The 17,441-nt window shown below is 41.4% G+C and carries 16 protein-coding genes; 13 read left to right on the plus strand and 3 right to left on the minus strand.

Annotated elements, in window-relative coordinates:
• Nucleotides 1-5: 5 nt before the first annotated feature.
• Both H0U71_09145 and H0U71_09150 read right to left on the minus strand, forming a co-directional pair.
• Nucleotides 6-662, minus strand: coding sequence for a nucleotidyltransferase family protein (locus tag H0U71_09145; GenBank protein ID MBA2655211.1), 657 nt, complete (start codon nucleotides 660-662; stop codon nucleotides 6-8).
• Between the two features lie 5 nt (nucleotides 663-667).
• Nucleotides 668-1,642 carry a phosphotransferase gene (locus H0U71_09150; GenBank protein MBA2655212.1) on the minus strand — a complete coding sequence of 325 codons (975 nt, stop codon included), beginning with the start codon at nucleotides 1,640-1,642 and terminating at the stop codon, nucleotides 668-670.
• Nucleotides 1,643-1,760: 118 nt separating this feature from the next.
• On the opposite strand from H0U71_09150, the gene H0U71_09155 reads away from it, so the two are divergent.
• The 7 genes from H0U71_09155 to H0U71_09185 all read left to right on the plus strand — a co-directional run bounded on the left by H0U71_09155 (nucleotide 1,761) and on the right by H0U71_09185 (nucleotide 8,532).
• Entirely contained in the window at nucleotides 1,761-4,238 is a 2,478-nt protein-coding gene (locus H0U71_09155) for an LPS-assembly protein LptD (GenBank protein MBA2655213.1), read from the plus strand.
• A gap of 2 nt (nucleotides 4,239-4,240) precedes the next feature.
• The gene (locus H0U71_09160; protein ID MBA2655214.1) at nucleotides 4,241-5,200 is read left to right on the plus strand and encodes a SurA N-terminal domain-containing protein; all 960 of its coding nucleotides are present in this window, start codon (nucleotides 4,241-4,243) and stop codon (nucleotides 5,198-5,200) included.
• 3 nt (nucleotides 5,201-5,203) lie between these two features.
• A complete protein-coding gene (gene rsmA, locus H0U71_09165; protein MBA2655215.1) occupies nucleotides 5,204-5,977 on the plus strand; it encodes a 16S rRNA (adenine(1518)-N(6)/adenine(1519)-N(6))-dimethyltransferase RsmA in 774 nt (257 codons plus the stop codon).
• An 18-nt stretch (nucleotides 5,978-5,995) separates the two neighbouring features.
• Complete coding sequence (locus H0U71_09170) at nucleotides 5,996-6,436, plus strand: universal stress protein (GenBank protein ID MBA2655216.1); 441 nt, start codon at nucleotides 5,996-5,998, stop codon at nucleotides 6,434-6,436.
• Between the two features lie 62 nt (nucleotides 6,437-6,498).
• The gene (locus H0U71_09175) at nucleotides 6,499-7,275 is read left to right on the plus strand and encodes a hypothetical protein (protein ID MBA2655217.1); all 777 of its coding nucleotides are present in this window, start codon (nucleotides 6,499-6,501) and stop codon (nucleotides 7,273-7,275) included.
• A gap of 39 nt (nucleotides 7,276-7,314) precedes the next feature.
• Nucleotides 7,315-7,692 (plus strand): Co2+/Mg2+ efflux protein ApaG, encoded by a 378-nt coding sequence (apaG, locus tag H0U71_09180; GenBank protein MBA2655218.1) that lies wholly within the window; start codon nucleotides 7,315-7,317, stop codon nucleotides 7,690-7,692.
• 30 nt (nucleotides 7,693-7,722) lie between these two features.
• Nucleotides 7,723-8,532 (plus strand): symmetrical bis(5'-nucleosyl)-tetraphosphatase, encoded by an 810-nt coding sequence (locus H0U71_09185; protein ID MBA2655219.1) that lies wholly within the window; start codon nucleotides 7,723-7,725, stop codon nucleotides 8,530-8,532.
• Nucleotides 8,533-8,702: 170 nt separating this feature from the next.
• Here the strand turns inward: H0U71_09185 and H0U71_09190 are convergent, their stop codons facing one another.
• On the minus strand, nucleotides 8,703-9,158 hold the full coding sequence (locus tag H0U71_09190) for a dihydrofolate reductase (GenBank protein MBA2655220.1): 456 nt from the start codon (nucleotides 9,156-9,158) through the stop codon (nucleotides 8,703-8,705).
• A 189-nt stretch (nucleotides 9,159-9,347) separates the two neighbouring features.
• On the opposite strand from H0U71_09190, the gene H0U71_09195 reads away from it, so the two are divergent.
• The 6 genes from H0U71_09195 (at nucleotide 9,348) to H0U71_09220 (ending at nucleotide 17,220) form a co-directional block, all read left to right on the plus strand.
• Nucleotides 9,348-10,862, plus strand: coding sequence for a c-type cytochrome (locus H0U71_09195; GenBank protein ID MBA2655221.1), 1,515 nt, complete (start codon nucleotides 9,348-9,350; stop codon nucleotides 10,860-10,862).
• Between the two features lie 63 nt (nucleotides 10,863-10,925).
• Nucleotides 10,926-12,095 carry a cytochrome c oxidase subunit II gene (coxB, locus tag H0U71_09200; GenBank protein ID MBA2655222.1) on the plus strand — a complete coding sequence of 390 codons (1,170 nt, stop codon included), beginning with the start codon at nucleotides 10,926-10,928 and terminating at the stop codon, nucleotides 12,093-12,095.
• Between the two features lie 71 nt (nucleotides 12,096-12,166).
• Nucleotides 12,167-13,762, plus strand: a complete 1,596-nt coding sequence (gene ctaD, locus H0U71_09205; GenBank protein MBA2655223.1) for a cytochrome c oxidase subunit I — start codon at nucleotides 12,167-12,169, stop codon at nucleotides 13,760-13,762.
• Nucleotides 13,763-13,767: 5 nt separating this feature from the next.
• On the plus strand, nucleotides 13,768-14,334 hold the full coding sequence (locus tag H0U71_09210) for a cytochrome c oxidase assembly protein (GenBank protein MBA2655224.1): 567 nt from the start codon (nucleotides 13,768-13,770) through the stop codon (nucleotides 14,332-14,334).
• Between the two features lie 19 nt (nucleotides 14,335-14,353).
• Nucleotides 14,354-15,247 (plus strand): cytochrome c oxidase subunit 3, encoded by an 894-nt coding sequence (locus H0U71_09215; protein MBA2655225.1) that lies wholly within the window; start codon nucleotides 14,354-14,356, stop codon nucleotides 15,245-15,247.
• A gap of 176 nt (nucleotides 15,248-15,423) precedes the next feature.
• On the plus strand, nucleotides 15,424-17,220 hold the full coding sequence (locus H0U71_09220; protein MBA2655226.1) for an ankyrin repeat domain-containing protein: 1,797 nt from the start codon (nucleotides 15,424-15,426) through the stop codon (nucleotides 17,218-17,220).
• Nucleotides 17,221-17,441 lie beyond the last annotated feature (221 nt).

Raw genomic sequence — 17,441 nt, forward strand, 5'->3', positions numbered from 1 at the left:
TCTCATCAGCAAACGCGTTGACGAAGCGCGGCTAAATTTTCAAGCGTTCCTACATTTACCCAGGTTCCCTCAAAGTGTTCTCCGGTCACTTGTCCTTCTGCAACGGCTTTATGCAATATAGGGCCTAAACGAAAAAACCCGGGTTTATGTCCTTTAAAAAGATCGGGATGATAAACACCAATGTTGCCATAACTTAAACGTCTTCCTTGACCCTCGGTTAGACGAGCGCCTAGGAGATTAAAATCGCCTTGAATATGTTCAGGCGGATTATCCACCAGTACTAAATGGGCTAATCCCTCTAACGGCTGGGTTTTTAGAGTTGAGAAATTATAATCCGTCCAGATATCACCACTGACCACCACAAAGGGATCGCTACCCAGCAAGGGCAAGGCATTGACAATACCGCCTCCGGTTTCTAAACCGCCGGTGACAAATTCGTAAGAATAAATTATATCAACCCCATAACGTTGCCCCGCTTGGAGTTGGTCTTCAATTTTTTCACCGAGGTGGGCCAGGTTGATAACAATCTCGTTAAAGCCATGACTTTTGAGCTTAAAAAGTAAATGCTCAATAATGGATAATTCGCCCACTTTTAGCAAAGGCTTAGGAATTGTGTCTGTGAGCGGGCGAAGCCTATTGCCACGACCTGCCGCTAAAATCATTGCCTTCAAGTTGGTTTCACTCTCTTTAATAAAAATTCTTTTAGCGCAGTGAATTCTGAATATTTGTCACAAACGAACAGCACATACTCTAATACGAGTGGCATGTCGCAGAGGTAAATGGTTTTATTGTCGCGACGATAAAGGCGAGCAAAGATACCCAATACTTTTAAATGGCGCTGCAAACCCATCCAATCAAACCAGGTGATGAATTGAGACAGCGAGACAGAAATCATTTGTTTAGCATGGAGCACTTGCCAAAATTCTTCAACCCACTCATACACTTGCTCGGGCGGCCATTTAATATAGCAATCGCGCAAAAGGGAAACTAGATCATAGGTAATGGGCCCTAGAACAGCATCTTGAAAATCAAGAATACCGATTTCATTATTCGGTAATAGCATTAGATTGCGCGAGTGATAGTCTCGATGAACACACACCTGGGGCTGGCCTTCTGCTTGCTCAATCAGTAAATCATAAACCCTTTTGAGCATAGCGTGCTCTGATTCGCTGAGCGTAATTGCTAGATGCTTATCTAAATACCATTCGTCAAATCGAGAAAGCTCCTCAGATAGTAATCGAGAATCAAAATGAGGCAGCTGCCAAGTGGAAAAATTGCGGCAACCTTGCAATTTAATTAAATCTTCCAAGGCTTTAGAATAATGATCTTTGACGTTAGTATGATTAAGAACTTTTAATAGCTGGGTGTCTCCTAAATCTGAGAGCAGCAAAAAACCTTCCCTATAATTCACCTGTAAAACCTCTGGAACATTCAATCCCTGCTTTAAAAAACGTTTTGCAACCTCTACAAACGCTTCGTTGTTTTCCGATGCAGGGGGGGCATAAACCGCAATATACGTAGCGTCTTTTTCAGTAACTCTGAAATAATGCCGCGAGCTAGCGTCTCCAGGGATGGGCGTAATCTGCGTATAGTTTTTATGTTGTTTCACCCAAGTTGAGAGTGCTTCTGCCGGAGTCATCATTACGACCTCTAGTAATTGCATAAAAGGAAATTAATATGTAGCCTTGCTGAAATCAAGATATAAAAAACCGTAATTATTAAGCGCTCATTTAGAGCTTGGCAAGGGTTCTCCTAGCAACGTGAAAAAAATAAATCTAACAATAGCGTTACTAACGTGGATTTGCGTCCTTAGCTTTGACAATGCGTTCGCTTTTCCGTGTTTTTACCCCACCTTCCTCCCCCCCCGAGAAATAGCTAATCTTCTAGGATGGATGCCCTGTGGCACAAATATTTGTGGTGGCTATTACAAAGAACCTGCCATCATCCTCTCATGTTCAAGTCCTGGCGATATTGATGCTGCAACAACCACTATCACCGCCGAACATACCGTTTCATTTTCGGCCACAGGCACTTCCGAATTAGCCGGAAATATTAATGTGACCCAACCGGGTCGTAAAATAAGCGCGGACAAAGCACTTCTCTATCGCGATGCAACATCGCATGAAATCAGTCAAATCTCACTGCTTGGGAATGTTCATTATTATGAACCTGGAAAACATTTCGTCGCCCAAACTGTCTTCGTTGATCTACAGCAGAAATATGTAAAAATCAACAAAGCTCTGTATCGATTAGCAAAGCCCTCGCCACGCGGAGTATTGAATGCTTGGGGCCAGGCGGAGTGCGTCATCCGCAAGTCTGACACGGATATTACGCTAAAAAACGCCAGCTATACTACCTGCTCCCCCATTAATCAGACCTGGAATATTATTGCTAGTAAGTTACATTTGGATCGAGAGCACGGCTGGGGCGAAGCGATAAATTCTTTTCTCTATATCCATGATCGCCCACTTATCTGGGTCCCTTATTTTTCCTTCCCCATCGATAATCGGCGGAAGACAGGGTTTCTATTTCCCACTGCGGGATATTCAAATACCAATGGATTTAACATTGGATTGCCTTATTACCTCAATTTAGCCCCTAACTATGATGCAACAATTGTCCCGGCGTATATTTACCGCCGTGGCGTGGAGCTTGAAACACATTTTCGTTACATCACCTGCAATAGCGCGGGCAATTTGAATATTGAATACATTCCCTATGATAGTAATTTTGCGCATTTTCGTCGCCTGGCTATGACCGATTGGGAAGTCACCCCCCAAACCATTCCCTTTATAGATCGGCTCGAACGAGCGAGTGATGGTCGAGGGATGCTCTCTTTCACCGATTGCACGCGCTTTAATCAGCATTGGTGGGGTAATCTTGACATAAATTATGTGACCGACGATTACTATCTTCAGGATTTTGCCTACAATCCTTTTAATAGCAGTCGAGATCAATTATTAAATCAAGCAGAAATTCATTATGCGTCCGATAACTGGCGATTTCTAGGTCGGCTGCAAACCTTTCAATCGCTACATCCTATTAATCAACAACCCATATTTGATCAATATTCGCGTCTGCCGCAACTTTATCTTGCCAGCGATTATCCGGAGTGGCCCAATCATTTAGCCTTCCAAATTAACAGCGAATTTGTAAACTTTGAGCGCCCTCGCGATTTCATCACCGGCGACCCCAAGATGACGGGCCAGAGACTCCATCTGCAACCCAGTCTTGTTTATCCGATAATAACACCTGCCACATTTTTCATCCCAAAACTGCAGCTCGATGGTACGTTTTATAATTTACAAAATACGATGAATCAGCCTACCCAACAATCACGCGTTCTGCCTATTTTCAATATCGACACGGGTGTTTATTTCGAAAAAGACCTCGGGTGTTTTAAGCAAACACTTGAGCCGCGTTTATTTTATTTGTTTGTGCCTGAAGCTAATCAAAATAACATTCCAGTTTTTGACACCACCCTCCCCCCATTTTCTTTCGCACAGCTTTTTCGAACAAATCGTTTTGTGGGCTACGACCGACTGGGTGATGCAAATCAACTTTCCTTGGCGTTAACCTCGCGATTTCTAAATAGCGATACGGGGGAGCAAAAGGTACGTGTAAGCATCGGACAAACAGTCTACTTTAAACAGGCGAATGTCTGCCTCACGCCGGATTGTAACAATGATTTTTATGTCCACAAGAGCATTTCGCCCTTAGTAGGAGAAGTGAATTACTACTTTAATCATGATTGGAATGCGGTCGGAAGTGTCGCTGTGGACCCCGAAGACCAGGGACTCAACAATGCATCCTTACAGTTTCATTACCGTCCAGACCCTGGCCATATTTTTAATATAGGATATGACTTTGTTCGAAAAGGCGATACACTCACCACTTACCAATTAAACAGCAGCCAAAACAATTTAAATCGCATAAATGTAGCGTTGGCCTGGCAACTTAATGATCATTGGCAAGCATTAGCTAATATGAATTACAATTTAAGTCACGGGCACCCACAAGCTTATTTTTATGGTTTTCAATATGATAGTTGTTGTTGGGCGATGCGAGTTGTTGCAAGTCGAATTGTTACAGCAGAGAATATAAACAATCTCGTTACCTATCAAACAAACTTTTATGTACAGCTACAATTAAAAGGCCTGGGAAATGTTGGCAACAGCGACCCTGGTAACTTATTAATGAGTAGTATTTTTGGCTATCAAGATACATTTAGAGGTTAGCAATGAAAAGAATATGTTATGCGTTTGCCGCTCTAGGACTCACACTTTCTGTAACCTGCTATGCAGAAGAAACGACAAACACCAAATCCAGCTTTACCCATTTAGATAAAATTGTGGCGATTGTTAATCGTGAAGCTATCACACAATCAGAACTGACCAAGGAAATGGAAGAAGCCAAGAAACATATGGAACACGCTAATCAACCGATTCCTTCGCCACCCGAATTTAAAAAATTAGTATTAGATAACTTAATTGCTAAAAATCTTCAAATGCAACTCATACATAGCAAGGGTATAAAAGTGAGCAATGAAGATTTAGATCAAGCCGTACAAAGCGTTGCCAAGGCTAACAAAATTTCGGTAGAACAGCTCAAGACAGCGCTAGAGCAAAGTGGTGTCAACTTTGATCAATATAAAGCACAAATACATGATCAATTGTTACTGCAGAAATTACAGCAAGAAGCAGTGGTCAAGACAGTTACTATGAAGCCAGAAGATGTCACAGAGTTTGTCCGCAAAAACAAAGATAAATTTAATCAGTATAATGCCTATCATGTGATTGATATTGCGCTTCCTACCCCTGATACATCTACTAACCAAGTAGAAGCACTTAGGAAGCAAGCCACGGAAATTTCCAATCAATTAAAAAACGGTAAAGATATCGATGAAGTAATTAAAGAACATCCTTTGGCTGAAAAAAATGATCTTGGCTGGGGTGCTTTACCTGAATTTCCGTCTCTATTTCAATCCCGCATTGCTGCAATGAGAGTTAATACCACTAGTGCTCCACTACAAGCACCCAATGGTTTCCATGTCTTAAAATTAGTGGAAGCCAAGGGTGAAAATCTTAAGCCTAGCGAAAAAGACCTGAAAAACTTGGCATTTCAACAAAAAGTTTCAGAAGCGGTTAAAGAATGGGTTCAAAAATTGCGAGATGACTCCTACGTGAAGATAATGAACTAATCGATGAGCAGACATCTGCCGAAAAAACGATTTGGGCAAAATTTTTTATCTAACGAAATTATCATCCACCAAATTATCAATGTCATCCATCCGGGCCCTCAAGATCATCTCATTGAGATTGGCCCGGGATTGGGGGCAATTACCTTACCTTTATTGCCTTGCGTGGCCAAGCTGGATGCCATCGAATTAGACCGAGATATCATTCCACTGCTTTCAAGTAAGACCATGACCCTTGGCAATATAGAAATACATCAGCAAGATGCCTTAAAACTGGAGCTACAGCAGTTTACGTCTAAAGCAGCCTCCCTCCGAATTGTGGGGAACCTACCGTACAACATTTCCACACCCTTGTTATTTCATCTATTCGAGCAAAAACAATGGATTATGGATATGCATTTCATGCTGCAAAAGGAAGTAGGACTTCGGTTAAGCGCCCATCCAGGAAGCAAACAATACGGCCGGCTTTCCGTTATGGCGCAATATCATTGTCAAATCGAAGCCCTTTTAGAAGTACCCCCTCATGCATTTACCCCTGCTCCGAAAGTCGATTCACTCTTTATTCGATTGCAGCCTATTCAACCCTCATTGCTCGCTCACAATATTGTAAAGTTAGATGAGGTGGTAAAAACTGCTTTTTCTCAGCGCAGAAAAACGCTTCACAACGCTTTAAAAAAAATAATCTCCCGAGAGCAATTAATCAGCCTGGATATTGACCCCAATAAAAGGGCCGAAGAATTAACGGTAGATAATTTCGTTAAAATCAGTAATATATTTTAAAACGTTAAGGGATTTTATATGTTAGGTTACAAACATATCCTCCTCGCCACTGATCTGTCAGAAGAAACCGACACCATTGCCGCCGCCGCTATAAATATCATAAATCACTCTAAGGCAGATTTGAGCATTGTGCATGTTCTGGAGCATACACCCGTAGTATATGGAGGGGGTGAATTTTCAATTCCATTGGATATGAACCTAGAAGAACATCTTGGAGAGAATGCACGCAAAGCCCTCGCTAATATAGCTAACAGATTCAAAATTCCCGTCGAAAATCAATTTATCTCCCATGGCTCGGTGAAGCGCGAAATAGTCGACCTAGCAGAGAAAATAAAAGCAGACCTGATTATATTAGGCAGCCATGGTCACAGCGGCCTAGCAATCCTGCTTGGATCCACGGCTAATGCCGTTCTGCATGCAGCTAAATGCGATGTTTTAGCCGTAAGAGTTAAGGGCTAAATATACAATTTTAGCAACTCCTTTACTATAATTATAAAATAACGTGAGGGGTGGGGTGGCCGATGGTGAAACAAACGCATAAGTTTACGCATGACTCCACTCTCGCCTCGGAGATCAACCAAAAAATTCACGAAAGCCCCTTAGCACTGACACTCACAAAAGCTTTCCCCTTTGAAACTAAACGTTTTTTTCATCAATTGATGAAACTTAACTCCTCCGACCAGGGCAATCAGATACCCTCCATCATGGGGCTGCTCATTGAATATCATCACAATTGTAACCAATACCGAAGCCTAGGTGCGAAGGGAGAAGAGATTCGGAATTTTTTTAAGGGGTTAATGGCCGAGCTAAATGACCTTAGAACAAATATTGATGCATATCATATAGCTATTAACTGCGCAGTAGATGGCTATACTTTAAATAGCACTACCTACTTAATTCTTACCTTACAGTCATTTATTGAAAAAAAGCTCAGCTTACTTGAGAAATCCACCTCGCTTGAGGAAGTTAGCCGCAGCAAGAAGACGGCCCTTAAAATGAAGCCGAAAAAAAGGCTGCCCAAGGAAATCAATCTTGCCAACGATCTCAAATGTACCTGCGAAGAAATTAGACAACAAATTGGTAGCGCTGAAACCATGCCCAAGGGGCTTGTCATTTTTTTAGTGATGCATCTTTGTGACGCCATTCACACGTGCGAAGAATGGGCAGCGGAATACAATCAAGAGCTTATTGATTGCATTCATCATGAAATTGAACATATTCGCCAACTTTACCCAGAACTTGCTCAGGCCGGTGAAGATTTGCAAAAAGCTATTGCAAATTACCCTCTGCAAAAATAATAATCCTATAGTCCTACAGTATTATATAAGGTATTAAGAATGAGTGATGCTCACAAAATAGCCATATCGGTTGAAACAGAATATTTGCCCGAGGAATCGGACATTCCAAATCATAAACACGTTTTTGTTTATACAATAACTATTGTTAATGAAGGCACCGTAGGAGCAAGACTGATAGGAAGACATTGGGTGATCACCGACGGAGATCTCAATACCCAAGAGATTCGTGCGGAAGGCGTTGTAGGGGAGCAACCCAAACTGCATCCCGGAGAAAACTTTAAATATACAAGCTATGCGATCATCAATACGCCAATTGGCAGCATGATGGGCAGCTATCAAATGATTAATGATGCCGGGCAATTGTTTGATGCCGAAATCCCTACTTTTCTTCTCGCTAATCCGATGTTAATTCATTAATTTTGTCACGCACCGTCGAGAAGGAAGACCATGCCAACGTATGCAATCGGCGATGTTCAAGGATGTTATGAGGCTTTACGGGCCTTGCTCGACAAAATTGAATTCAGCCCTAGCCATGACACCCTTTGGTTTGCGGGCGATTTGGTAAATAGGGGGCCGCAATCGTTAGAAGTCTTACGGTTTGTCAGTAAATTACCTCATGTTGTTTCGGTGCTGGGAAATCATGATTTCACCTTGTTGGCGCTTGCCCACACCGATATAGACATTCCACATACGATGCACGACATCCTCAAGGCCCCCGATAGAGCTGACTTAATCAATTGGCTACGCCATAGACCCCTTTTTTATCATGATGAAATGGCCAACTATGTATTGGTACACGCAGGCATTACTCCTCAGTGGACTCTTAGCTTAGCTCAAAAATATGCCAAAGAAGTGGAGGCTTGCTTACGTAGTGCGCAGTTTGAACCGTTACTGGCAAATATGTTTGGCAACGCTCCTAATTATTGGAATGAGGATTTAGTCGGCTGGGAACGTTATCGATTCATCATCAATGCGCTTACTCGAATTCGCTATTGCAATTTAGATGGCTCTCTCGAATTAGACTATAAAGGGCCACCTCAGTCCGCGCCAGCGCATTTAATGCCCTGGTACAAATTTGCTATTCAAGATCTGAATCAGACCAAAATTTTATTCGGCCATTGGGCTGCGCTGGAAGGAAAGGTGGAGGAATCCCATGTATTCCCTCTTGATACTGGCTGCGTGTGGGGTAATGCACTCACGGCGTTACGGTTGGAAGATAATAGGGTGTTTAATGTTGCTTGTTCTCCTAGTGATTAGATTGTTAGTCAGCCGGCGGGTAATACTTCTCAATTAAATCTTTTTGGGTTTCCTTGATTTCACTTTGTTGCATCAAGGCTACAGTTTGTAGGATGCGCTTCAGTTAATCCTTTTGGGTTTTCTTGATTCGTTTTGTTGCATCAAGGTTACAATTTGGGGATGCGCTTCAATTAATCCTTTTTAGGTTTCAACAGTTTGCGTTTGAGGATTTGGAATGTGTGGCTATAGGGGTTTTGACTGTCTGGTACAAATTCCTCCTGTTCTAACACTTCCCAATCACTGTAGTTCCATTCGGGGAAAAAAGTATCGCCTTCAAATTGATGATGAATGATGGTTAAATACAGACGATCTGCGATGGAAATCGTTTGTCGATAGAGATTTTCACCGCCAATGATAAAAATTTCTTTTTCTAATTTATTATTATCGAGAGCTTCCTGCAAACTGGGGTAGACAAAACAGCCTGGATAACTGGTTTGATTTCGAGATAAAATAATATTTTTTCGGCCGGGCAAGGGCCGATTGATCGATTCATAGGTATTTCTGCCCATGACGATCGGTTTTCCCCAGGTGATACGCTTAAAGCGCAGAAGATCCGCCGGCATTGACCAGGGCAAACGATTGCGCATTCCAATCACTCTGTTTTTATCGATAGCTGTAATAATTGATAGTTGCACTTTAACCTCAGAGAAGTATGATCATTTTTAATGATGGCCTTGATAATAATCGTAGATTACCTTTATTATTTGCGCCAATGTTTTGCGCAAGGACTCGTAATGAAAAGTTTAGCTTTAACAAGGATTAATTCTGTAAAAAAAATGAAAAAAAATCGAATAAAAAATATCCTTTCTTACATTTTAATTGGGCTTTTGACCCCGGGACTCGTTCTTGCACAACCTTCAAAAGAACATTTACTCACACATATTGGTAAATATCCTAATTATCCAGGAATTGTGTATGGTACCGGAGCGCAAGCAGAACTCATAAAAAAAGGTGAATATTTAGCAAAGGCTGGAGATTGCATTGCTTGTCACACCAAGCCTGGCGGGCTTCCTTATGCCGGCGGACTACCGATTGTCACGCCCTTTGGTATACTTTATTCGCCAAATATTACTTCTGACAAACGTTATGGCATTGGCAATTGGACCTTAGCTCAATTTTCTAAAGCCATGCGCGAAGGTGTGGCTCCCGACGGCTCTAATTATTTTCCCGTCTTTCCCTATCCTTATTTTAATAAGTTGACGGATAGTGACCTCGCTGCTTTAAAAGCCTATTTTGATGCGACTCCCCCAATACCGCTCAAAAACAAGCCAGTAGAATTGCCTATTCCATTTAAGTGGCGATTTTTGCAATTTTTCTGGAAGCTCATGTTTTTTGATTTCCAAAAGCGTCCTTTTAAGCCAGATCCTCATCAAAGTCCGGAATGGAATAGGGGAGCATACTTGGTGCAGGGATTAGGGCATTGCGGCATGTGCCATACTCCATTGAATCCACTTGGCGCTCCGAAGGAACGTTATGCGCTCACGGGCGGCTTTGGTTCCGGCAGCTATGCTCCGAATATTTCTTTCTCTCGCTTTGTGAATGTTTCAGTTTCTGAAATAGTAAATGTATTCGCGAATAACCAATTAATGACCGGCGGAAAATTAGTGGGTCCCATGGCAGAAGTTGTGCATGATAGTTTAGAATATTTGACCCCCAGTGATCTTCAATCTATCGCTGTTTATCTTAAAACCGTAAAAAGTACTTTGCCCCCTACCACCAGTACTAAGATAACCAGCACTACTGGTCAAAAAATATATGACAAGTATTGTGTAGGTTGCCACGGAATTGGTGCGGGCGGAGCACCTAAGATGGGCGATCCAACAGAATGGGCGCCTAAGATCAAACAGGGTTTCCCTATTCTTTATCAAAATGCCATTCAAGGTATTGGCAATATGCCACCTCGAGGCACTTGTGGTACCTGCAGTGATGATGAAATTAAAGCAGCCGTTGATTACATCGTTAAGAATAGTAAATCTGCTGAGGGGGCCTCGACAAAACCCACTCCGGTAGTGCCTCATCCCTCTGTTGAACTAGGGAAAAATGTTTACGAAAAAGTGTGCGCAGACTGTCACGCCACAGGAAAAATGGGCGCTCCCATTACTGGCGATAAAGTCGTGTGGACAGCACTAGTTAAAAAGAATATGGATGTTCTTGTAGAGCATACCATCAAAGGTTATAAAAACATGCCTGCAAGGGGAGCTTGTAATGCTTGCTCTGATACCGATTTAATTGCAGCTGTCATTTATATGGTGAATCAAAGCCAAACTGGCGGAAATTACAACCTATGGTAGAGCGAAATTGCTCATACAAATATGAATAAAAAAACTAATTATAAAAAAATGGGGATTTCATCTATGCGCTTTCTGTCTGGCCTTAAAATATTATTAAGTGCAGCAGTGCTTTTAGCATCACCAAATCTTTACGCACTCCCTCAAATGAATATGGCGCCAGGCGTGACCCCCATCAGCCGGGAAATGTATTTTCTACATATGACAATTTTTTGGATCTGTGTCGTTATTGGCGTCATTGTGTTTAGTATCATGTTCTACTCGCTCATACGTCATCGCAAATCTCGTGGAGTGAAGCCTGCTACTTTTCATGAAAATTTAAAACTAGAAATTTTCTGGGCAATTATTCCCCTGATAATATTAGTGGTAATGGCATTCCCAGCGACAAAAGTATTATTAAATATGGAAGATGACTCTGATGCAGACATCAATATCAAGGTTACAGGCTTTCAATGGAAATGGCGTTATGAGTATCTCGATGAAGGCTTGAATTTTTTCAGCAATTTAGCCACCCCTCTTGACCAAATACAAAATAAAGCGCCTAAGGACGAATGGTATCTACTAGAAGTGGATAAACCTTTAGTTGTTCCTGTACATAAAAAAATTCGCTTTCTTGTGACTTCTAACGATGTGGTGCATTCTTGGTGGGTGCCACATATTGGTATTAAGCGGGATGCAATACCAGGCTTTATTCATGAAGCGTGGGCGAAAATCGATAGACCCGGAATTTATCGAGGTCAATGTGCCGAACTCTGCGGCTTAAATCATGGATTTATGCCCATAGTGGTCGACGCTCGACCAGAGGCGGATTATCTAGAGTGGGTTAAGGCTCAAAAGTTAGCGGCTTCACAACCCCCTGGCACTGTCCAATCTCCTTCAGCGCCAATGACTAAACCAGAATTAATGAGCAATGGCGAACAAGTGTATACCCGCCTCTGCGCCGTCTGTCACCAACCGACTGGCAAGGGCATGCCACCTGCATTTCCTGCTCTTATAGGTAGTCCCATCACGGTTGGCAAAGTATCTGAACATATCCATATCGTGTTGAAAGGTAAGCCAGGAACCGCCATGCAGGCCTTCGAACTTCAACTCAATGATAAAGATCTTGCTTCTGTTATTACCTATGAGCGAAATGCCTGGGGCAATGACTCAGCGAGCAAGTATGGAAAAGAGGCCGGTGGTTTAATTCAACCTTCGGACATTGCTACGGCTAGAAAACAACTGAATGGTAAATAAGCACTATCGTCATGTGATCTTTTCACCTACGGGTGGAAGGGGTATTTTAATAAAAATTAACAGGAAAAGTTATGAGTGAAGAAGTATTAACGCATGAACACGATCATCACGCTCCTCATGAACCTGGGATTCTTGGCTTTGTAAAACGTTGGGTATTTACAACTAATCATAAAGATATTGGTACCCTTTACCTCTGGTTAAGTTGCCTCATGTTCTTTATCGGCGGCGTTATGGCCCTTTTAATACGGACAGAATTATTTAAGCCCGGTTTACAACTTGTTACTCCTGATTTTTTCAATACCTTAACCACCATGCATGGTCTCATCATGATTTTTGGTGTGGTGATGCCCGCATTTGTGGGTTTAGCGAATTGGCAAATACCCTTGATGATTGGTGCGCCTGATATGGCCTTCCCTAGACTGAATAACTGGAGTTTTTGGATACTGCCTTTCGCCTTCAGCATCCTCATGTCGACCCTTTTTATGGAGGGATCTGCCCCGAATTTTGGCTGGACATTTTATGCGCCGCTTTCTACTACGTATGGGCCTCCTAGCACTGACTATATGATTTTTTCAATCCATCTGATGGGGCTTTCCTCTATTCTTGGAGCCATTAATATCATCGCTACAATTCTTAATTTACGTGCTCCAGGGATGACTTTTTTCAAGATGCCCCTGTTCGTATGGAGCTGGTTAATTACTGCATTCTTATTGATAGGGATCATGCCTGTACTAGCAGGCACCGTCACAATGATGCTAACCGATAGACATTTTGGCACGAGCTTTTTCAATGCCGCTGGAGGCGGTGACCCCACCCTGTTCCAACATTTATTCTGGTTTTTTGGACATCCGGAAGTCTATGTTTTGATTCTGCCGGCGTTCGGTATTATGTCTGAAATTATCCCTACCTTTAGTCATAAGAAGCTTTTTGGCTACCGTTTTATGGTGTACGCCTTAATTTCAATCGCTTTCTTATCTTATATAGTGTGGGCCCACCACATGTTCACGACCGGCATGCCAATTGCTTCGGAACTCTTTTTTATGTATGCGACGATGCTTATTGCCGTTCCTACAGGAGTGAAAGTGTTCAATTGGGTGGGAACGATGTATAGGGGCGCAATCTCATTTGAAACCCCCATGTTATTTGCTATTGCATTTGTATTCCTTTTTACCATCGGTGGGTTTTCTGGGTTGATGCTTTCTATTGTGCCTGCTGATTTTCAATATCAGGACACTTATTTCGTTGTTGCCCACTTCCATTATGTGTTAGTGCCTGGCGCCATTTTTGCAATTTTAGCGGGTGTTTATTATTGGCTGCCTAAATGGACTGGCCATATGTATGATGAGCGTTTAGGAAAATGGCATTTCTGGCTAACCGTTATTTCGCTGAATATCACATTCTTCCCGATGCATTTTCTGGGATTAGCAGGAATGCCCCGAAGAATTCCTGATTATGCTTTGCAGTTTGCCGATTTTAATGCCATCGCCACCGTTGGGGCATTCATTTTTGGTTTTTCACAACTGTTATTCTTAATAAATGTGATCAAAACCGTTCGACATGGTGCTAAGGCATCCGCCAGAGTGTGGGAAGGAGCGCGAGGCTTGGAGTGGACCTTACCTTCTCCCCCTCCTTATCATAGTTTCACAATACCTCCGCATGTGGAGTAGACATTATTGTGAAGACGAGTAATCGTAAATTAGCTCTGCTTCTAACCTTCGCAGCAATAGGTATGTTTGGCTTTGGTTATGCCCTCGTGCCTATTTATAACGTGATGTGTAAATCATTGGGCATTAATGGCAAGCCCAGTAATATTGCACAAGCAGGTGATACCACAATTGACTACTCGCGAACCATTACTGTGCAGTTTTTAGCAACCCGTAACAATTATCTCCCGTGGAAATTTCAACCGATGGAAACCACCGTAAAGGTACACCCAGGTGAAAATAAAAAAGTTTCATTTTATGCTCAAAATGAAACGGACAGCGATATGATCGTGCAAGCAATACCCAGCGTGACTCCGGGACTTGCTGCCAGTCATTTAAAAAAAACGGAGTGCTTTTGTTTTACTAAGCAAATGATGAAAGGTAAACAAGGCATGGCCTGGCCCTTATTATTTCACTTGGACACTGACCTCCCTAAACATATTAAGACGGTGACTCTTTCGTATACCTTATTTGATATTACACAAACGGCAAAAAATATAAAAACCAGTCAAACACCCGGCAGGATTCCGGGATAATCAAATAGAAGAGGACAACATGACACAAGACCATCAGCCTGATCACCCTGAAAAATATTATCTTCCGGAACCCAGCGGATGGCCAATTATTGGCTCTATCGGTTTATTTTGTCTCATGTTTGGCGCAGCTCATTGGCTACATAATAAAGTGATTGGCCCCTATTTATTTGTGGTGGGAGCGTTCATCATTGTTTATATGATGGCGGGTTGGTTTAGAAAAGTAATTAAAGAAAATCAAGCAGGATTACTAAGCTCCAAACAAATGGAAAGATCTTTTCGCTGGGGTATGTGTTGGTTTATTTTTTCGGAAGTAATGTTCTTCGGCGCTTTTTTTGGCGCCCTGTTCTATGCACGCATGTACTCCGTGCCCTGGTTAGGGGGAGAAGGCTCTGGAGTATTAACGCATTTATTATTATGGCCCGACTTTCAACCTAGTTGGCCGCTACTTAAAAATCCTAATCCCGCACAATTTATTGGACCTCAATCCGTTATGGAAACCTGGGGAATTCCTGCCTTAAACACGTTAATATTATTGACGAGTGGTGTAACCATCACGATAGCACATTGGGGAATTATAAAAGATAGACGAGTACAAACCATTCTCTTTCAAGGCCTAACAATTTTATTAGGAATCACCTTTCTATTGATGCAGGTGCACGAGTACACAATTGCCTATACAGAGAAAGGCCTAAAACTTGCCTCTGGAATTTATGGCACCACATTTTTCATGCTCACAGGATTCCATGCCTTGCATGTGACAGTCGGGACAATCATGTTAATAACCATTTTTGGTCGATTACTCGCAGGACATTTTAATTCCGAGCATCACTTTGCCTTTGAAGCAGCAGCATGGTATTGGCATTTTGTTGATGTGGTGTGGCTAGGTCTCTTTATTTTTGTTTATTGGTTATAACTGTGTTGGGAAGCAGCTTCCCAACAGTCTCACGAGGTAGATATAATCATCTATTCAACCGTCCCCGCGACTTGTGCATAGCATTCATAAGCAGCTCAGTAAATATGAACTCCCTGTATAAGTAATCTTCTGTTAATTTATAATTACATCTGAAATCAACCATTTTGGGAAACCTCATGCAACTTAGCGAAGAAGAATTTCAGAGCAAACTAAACAAACTATTTAATGAATTGTTGAATAACTCAGAGGAATCTGCATTACAAGCATTAGATAAAATAGTTTTGTCTCATAGTAACCTATTTCGAGATCACTTACTGCACATCGACATGCTAGCAAATAAAGTTATATTTGGTGGGAGTTTGTTATTCTTTGCCACCTCCAAAAACTACACAGACATGGTTGGAAAATTAATCGAATATGGTCACCCTATTGATGAAGGCACGACGTGTCCTCAGGATATTTATTATGATAAGCAATCCCCCCTGATGATCGCTTGTGAATGGGGGTATATTGAAATCATTAAAATACTTCTTAACAACAATGCCAATCTATTACATACAAGTTCTGCCGGTGTTAGTGCTTTGATGAAAGTCAATTCTGAAACTGTCTGCAAACTTTTACTGACTCATGCTAAAAGTCAAAAAAAATTGATGGAATTACTTTCATTAACAGATAACCAAGGTTTAGTAGCACATAATTATGCTGTATCTCGCGGGGATACAGAGACTGCGAATTTAATTTATACAGAAATCTACATCTATAGCTGTGAAATAGGCAACACAAGCTTTATTAAAGCTTTAACTATAGATGATGCAAAAAACATTAAAGACAAAAACTCACTACATCGCACTCGAATGGGATATTTTGCTTATCCAGAAAAAAGTCATGACTTCGACAGCGCTTGCTCCATACTAAAAAAACTCCCACCCCAGAAAAATACTATAGATTTTGAACCCGAGTATGAACAAGTTTCTATAGAAGTTGCTTGCAACCGACTTTTTGGTAATTCAGTTAACCTAAATAAAATAAGCTCAAAAGATGAAGCCATTAAAAAAGCTATTTCCCAATGCTATTCCTTACTTGAATCACCATTAAATTGCATTAAATATCTAAAATTTCTCAATGATGAATTTTTAAGATACTTCAAAGATAAACATAATACAGATTTTGATTCACTAGCAAACGATTCTTATGATTATGAAATCATTGATGGAACATATTTTCCTATTCCTAATGAAAAATTTATAGGAATACAACAGCGCCATGCGCTTCAAGAGTTTTTAATTCTATTATGTAAAAAATTTGGCTTGGGTGACAATGCTTTTAAATGGATTGGTTTTATCCCAAACACCATTGCAAACAAAATGATAGCAGAGGGAGATTTTATTACTGAATGTACTTTAGGTCCGGGAGTATTTCACAATAAAATGGCTCACATGATACAACGAGGCATATTATTTTATGCTATCAATGATGGAAAAATTACGCTTGAATACACTAGTGAGGGAAAAATCCATTACCTTACATTTAAAGATATTGCCAAAGGGCTTGTGGAATTTAAAGATACAGCTAATGTTCCTTTGTGGGCATCGGTTAGAGATGCGTCAAGTCGTAAAAAAATTAAGTTTTCCGACCCAAGTAGATTAGCCTCTGTAATCATGCGCGATGGTAAAAAATTAGGAATAGAGGCATTATCTGATGCGCTTATAGATACATTCTGCAAAGGCATACTTAAGCTTTTGAGAGCTTATAATGAGCACAAAGAATTTGCAGGCATGAATCTCAATACCTTTATCGAAAAATTAAATGACCTTAATCTGACCGCTTTTGATACACCTAAGCATTTAATTGAGAAGTCGTTATTTTTTTCGGGAAAAAAGAATGAAATAATTCAGTCTACACATGCTTATGGTATTGCCAGAAAAACCTATCACCCCAATTATGATTTTGAGCCCGCCACATTTAAAATTTAGCTAATTTGTATCGGTCGGCTTAAAACTAAATGCAAACGTCGGATCTTCTTGTAATGTCGCGGGACGCGGCAAAAACACTGTGACACCCTAGTGTGGCGCTAGATTCGTCGCATGATAGTTTGTGCATTCGCAAGTTTTATGGGCGCAACGACAATTCCCGTCGTCCTTGGCCACACCCGCTGCTTCTCGCCCACAGGTCCAACAAGAATAATATTAGTTAA

Source organism: Gammaproteobacteria bacterium, from assembly GCA_013697705.1.
Taxonomy (GTDB): Bacteria; Pseudomonadota; Gammaproteobacteria; order UBA6002; family UBA6002; genus UBA6002.

Excerpts from the sequence above, each read along its gene's own strand:
- H0U71_09145 (MBA2655211.1), bottom strand. The coding sequence starts at position 662 with ATGATTTTAGCGGCAGGTCGTGGCAATAGGCTTCGCCCGCTCACAGAC.
- H0U71_09150 (MBA2655212.1), bottom strand. The coding sequence starts at position 1,642 with ATGATGACTCCGGCAGAAGCACTCTCAACTTGGGTGAAACAACATAAA.
- H0U71_09160 (MBA2655214.1), top strand. The coding sequence starts at position 4,241 with ATGAAAAGAATATGTTATGCGTTTGCCGCTCTAGGACTCACACTTTCT.
- rsmA (MBA2655215.1), top strand. The coding sequence starts at position 5,204 with ATGAGCAGACATCTGCCGAAAAAACGATTTGGGCAAAATTTTTTATCT.
- H0U71_09170 (MBA2655216.1), top strand. The coding sequence starts at position 5,996 with ATGTTAGGTTACAAACATATCCTCCTCGCCACTGATCTGTCAGAAGAA.
- H0U71_09175 (MBA2655217.1), top strand. The coding sequence starts at position 6,499 with ATGGTGAAACAAACGCATAAGTTTACGCATGACTCCACTCTCGCCTCG.
- apaG (MBA2655218.1), top strand. The coding sequence starts at position 7,315 with ATGAGTGATGCTCACAAAATAGCCATATCGGTTGAAACAGAATATTTG.
- H0U71_09185 (MBA2655219.1), top strand. The coding sequence starts at position 7,723 with ATGCCAACGTATGCAATCGGCGATGTTCAAGGATGTTATGAGGCTTTA.
- H0U71_09190 (MBA2655220.1), bottom strand. The coding sequence starts at position 9,158 with ATGCGCAATCGTTTGCCCTGGTCAATGCCGGCGGATCTTCTGCGCTTT.
- H0U71_09195 (MBA2655221.1), top strand. The coding sequence starts at position 9,348 with ATGAAAAAAAATCGAATAAAAAATATCCTTTCTTACATTTTAATTGGG.
- coxB (MBA2655222.1), top strand. The coding sequence starts at position 10,926 with ATGCGCTTTCTGTCTGGCCTTAAAATATTATTAAGTGCAGCAGTGCTT.
- ctaD (MBA2655223.1), top strand. The coding sequence starts at position 12,167 with ATGAGTGAAGAAGTATTAACGCATGAACACGATCATCACGCTCCTCAT.
- H0U71_09215 (MBA2655225.1), top strand. The coding sequence starts at position 14,354 with ATGACACAAGACCATCAGCCTGATCACCCTGAAAAATATTATCTTCCG.
- H0U71_09220 (MBA2655226.1), top strand. The coding sequence starts at position 15,424 with ATGCAACTTAGCGAAGAAGAATTTCAGAGCAAACTAAACAAACTATTT.